5 protein-coding genes are annotated in these 3,330 nt (G+C 69.2%); 2 read left to right on the top strand and 3 right to left on the bottom strand.

The genetic code is table 11. The features are described from left to right. Positions 1-112: 112 nt before the first annotated feature. On the bottom strand, positions 113-523 hold the full coding sequence (locus ACFW48_RS38500; protein WP_386323311.1) for a hypothetical protein: 411 nt from the start codon (positions 521-523) through the stop codon (positions 113-115). Between the two features lie 39 nt (positions 524-562). Further along, positions 563-820, bottom strand: coding sequence for a hypothetical protein (locus ACFW48_RS38495; protein ID WP_386323309.1), 258 nt, complete (start codon positions 818-820; stop codon positions 563-565). 656 nt (positions 821-1,476) lie between these two features. Here ACFW48_RS38495 and ACFW48_RS38490 point away from each other — a divergent pair. Together ACFW48_RS38490 and ACFW48_RS38485 are read left to right on the top strand one after the other, a co-directional pair. After that, a complete protein-coding gene (locus tag ACFW48_RS38490) occupies positions 1,477-1,740 on the top strand; it encodes a hypothetical protein (RefSeq protein WP_386323307.1) in 264 nt (87 codons plus the stop codon). A gap of 9 nt (positions 1,741-1,749) precedes the next feature. Beyond that, a complete protein-coding gene (locus tag ACFW48_RS38485) occupies positions 1,750-2,484 on the top strand; it encodes a hypothetical protein (protein WP_386323305.1) in 735 nt (244 codons plus the stop codon). Positions 2,485-2,652: 168 nt separating this feature from the next. Here the strand turns inward: ACFW48_RS38485 and ACFW48_RS38480 are convergent. Then, positions 2,653-3,330: fatty acid desaturase (locus ACFW48_RS38480; RefSeq protein ID WP_386323303.1), on the bottom strand; the 678-nt coding region annotated here is incomplete at its 5' end.

Raw genomic sequence — 3,330 nt, 5'->3', positions numbered from 1 at the left:
TTCCACACCAGGTAGACGGAGACGCCCAGCGCGAGGAGGGTGATGGCCAGCCCGGTGACGACCTTGTTCGTGTCGGGGCTGGTCTGGCGGGCCGCGGCCAGACCGATGACGATCACGATGACCGGCTCGACCGCGATGAGCGCGACATGACTCCGGCCCAGCGGCGGGTGTGGCCCCACCAGTCCCGGTCGACCAGGCCCGCGTAGACCACCACGGGGAAGAGCGCTCCGACGTACAGGGCGAGGGCGCGGATGACCAGGAGCAGCCACAGGGCCCCGCACAGGGCGAGGGTGGCGACGGAGACGATGAACAGGATCAGCGGGCCGCCGCCGACCTTCCCGGCCTCGAGGTCGGCGCCGAGACTGTCGAACAGTCCGTTCGGGTTGCTGCCGAGGGCGCTGACGAGGACGTCGGTCACGGCCGAGGCCGCGCCGATCACGGTGTAGAGGACGAGCGGGGTGAACGCGGAGGCGGCCACCGCGATCCACAGCAGCCCGATTGCCTCGGAGAACGCGGTCGTCATCGGTACGCCCCGGACCGCGCGCTTGGCAACGGCGAGCAGTCAGAGCACCAGGAGGATGGTGGACGCGGCGAAGATGATGGCGTACTGCTTGAGGAAGCTGGCGTTCGTCAGGTCGACGGCGTCGCGGTTGCCGACCACCTTGCCCAGCGGCTGCGCCGTCCAGTGCGCCGCCTTGGCCGTCGACTTGGCGAGGGCGGTCAGCGGGTCGAGTTCGGCGCCCAGCGGGTCCGCGGGCGTGACGACGCCGCCGACGCCTGTGCTGCCGCCCCCGGTGCCGGGCCGGCAGACCCCCGCCACGGGGTTGTCGGTCAGCTGCCGGACCTGGGACCTGCGGCGTGCAGACTCCTCTATCTGGCCGGGGCGGAGCCTGCGCTGCCCCGGCAGTTGTTGCGCGGGCGGCCTATCGTCGGAGAAATCCTGGTCCGCGACGCTGACGAGCGGACGAACCCTGGATATGGCGAAAGCCGACATCCGCGGACGCCGGCTTCGCACAGGTCGTGCGCCAACACGAGACCTGCTTATCCCCTGGTCAGCTGCGGTTGGAGCCAGTAGCAATCAGGGCGCCACAACCGGCCGAGTCGCCTCGGTACGCGGTTGTTGATGAGGGGAGTCTTCCCGATGGCCTAGGTCAGCCACAACCGCCGATGCTCCTCGACCTAGCCGTGCCCTTGGACTCCAGCGTGAGCCAATCATTTCGTGGCCACCACACGGAACTGATCCTCCCGGTCAGGCGGGCAAGACAGCTGCTCCGGACTACGAAAGCAGCTTGGACAACTTGCGAGCCAACACGAACGGGTGCACTCGGACTCCCGGATCACCTGGAATGCTCAGCAGTGGACTGCACCCCTGGGGTGGCGCCAACTGCCCCGCAGTCCATGGGAAATGGAGCCAGTAGCACCGTCCGGCGGTCATTGGGGTCGCCGGACGGGCTCAACAGCAATCAGGAGAGCCCAATGCCGGCTAGATCCGTGCTCGCAACCTCGGTCCCCCCGGCTGAGCCCGCAGTTACCGAGCCCCGCTTCACCACCGCGCACGCGATCGTCTTCACTGCGTTCATTGCCTCGGCGTCCGTCCTCATCGTGCTCGGCACGCCCGTCGAAGACATCCTCCTCCTGCTCGGCGGCGTCGCCGGGATCGGCGTCCTCGCCACGAGCAAGCCCAGCCCCGGTGCGATGCTCAGGCGGGTCTTCAGCGCGGCCATCACCCCCGGCAAGTAGGGGTCCGCCGTGGCACGCCCCGAGAAACAAATCGACCACACGATCCCCGAGCTCGCTTCCCTCGCCATCTTCCTCCGCAACGAGCGGGCGAAGGCGAACAGGCGCTACGCCGTACTCGCCCAGGGGGCTGAGGTGTCCGCAGCGACGCTCAAGCGCGCGGCGGCTGGCGCCTCCCTGCCCGCGTGGCGCACGGTCTACGAGTACCTCCGCGCCTGCTACAACCTCCAGGCCCAGGAGCCCGTGTACGTCAGGGTCGACGGCGCGACCTTCTTCACGGACTTCTACCCGGCTAGCTTCACGGAAGCTGTGAGCACAGCGTCCCGTCTTTGGCACTGCGCTTGGGGCGCAGTGAAGGAGGCTCAAGAAGCGCGCCCCTGTCCGATGCCTACGTGCAGGTTCGTATTCGACGAGGCGGACCTGGTGGCACGACTGCGTGAGTTGCATAGGTGGGCCCGGTCCCCCTCCGTGCACGTGATGGAGAAGCGCGCCGGCGAGTACGGGATGCTGCCCCACAGCACCGCGCACCGCATCCTCCAAGGGAAGACCATCCCAGGTCATGTCCTGCAGCTGGAGGCGTTCCTCCGAGCCTGCGAGCTTCCGCAGTCCCAGTGGCCAGCTTGGGTCGCGGCATTGAGTCAGGTCCAGGACGTCCGGCTCGTTGACACCGTCGGCAACAAGATGCATTTCATCCTCGATCTCATGCTGGAAGACCGGCTGCGGGAGAAGAACGAGCTCGCCGCATAGAGCGAGCGGGTCCCGGACGCAGTCTCGTCCGGGAGCCCTTCGTGCCGTTGCTGTCCCGCAAGATCACAGGTGATCGAGCGTGAGCGGCGGCCGTACGGCTGCCCATACGAAAGGGCGGGCTGCCAACCGGAACCCGGTGGCAGCCCGCCGTCTTCGTGAAGCGGGGCGTCAGGTCAACGCTGTGCGGTGGCGCCGTACTACCGAAGCCTGCCCGGCGAAGAGTGCGCCCGGGGTGAAGTTGGGTGCTGGGAGGTGCCGTTCCAGGGCCGGGAGGTAGTTCCAGCGGAGTCCGGGGTGTGCGGAGTGGGCGTAGTGGTGCAGGTCGCCGTAGGGGAGCCAGGTCGCGGCGGCGAGTGCGGCCAGGCCGCGGCTGTGGGGGTAGAGGCGCATGCAGCGCCCGGCCTCGACCTCGGCCGGTGTCCCGGTCCGGTGCTCGGGATCCCACCAGGTGTGCTCCACCAGCAGGCTCCACCAGGCCAGCAGCGGGTACAGCAGCAGCCGTGGGACGAGGAACCCGGCGACCACGCCGGCCCATCCGCCAGCCAGGTACGCGGTGGCAGGCACCACCGAGAGAGCCGCGCACCGGATTGGATGCGGACGCAGGCCGGCCACCAGGCCCGAGACCGTCGCCCACGCGCCACCCAAGGTGAGCGGGTGGAGCAGGGCCAGGGCGAAGCGGCTGCGGCTGATGCCGGGGCGCAGGCCGGCCGCAGCGAGTTCGGCGAGATTGGGATCCGTGGTCAGGGTGGCGTTGGGGTGGTGGTCGCGGACGTGACGGCGCTGCCGGACGGCTACCGGCACCAGGCCGAGCGGCAGGTGCGCGCCGGCCTCGGCGAGGAACAGGTT

Origin of the sequence: Streptomyces sp. NPDC058812, from assembly GCF_042744565.1 — a bacterium.
GTDB lineage: Bacteria > Actinomycetota > Actinomycetes > Streptomycetales > Streptomycetaceae > Streptomyces > Streptomyces thinghirensis.
Note: the sequence above shows the minus strand (reverse complement) of the source record. Positions and strands in the feature narration are given on the sequence as shown.

Bases quoted from the DNA above. Each gene is read 5' to 3' on its own strand.
- ACFW48_RS38500 (WP_386323311.1), bottom strand. From the start codon at position 523: ATGACGACCGCGTTCTCCGAGGCAATCGGGCTGCTGTGGATCGCGGTG.
- ACFW48_RS38490 (WP_386323307.1), top strand. From the start codon at position 1,477: ATGCCGGCTAGATCCGTGCTCGCAACCTCGGTCCCCCCGGCTGAGCCC.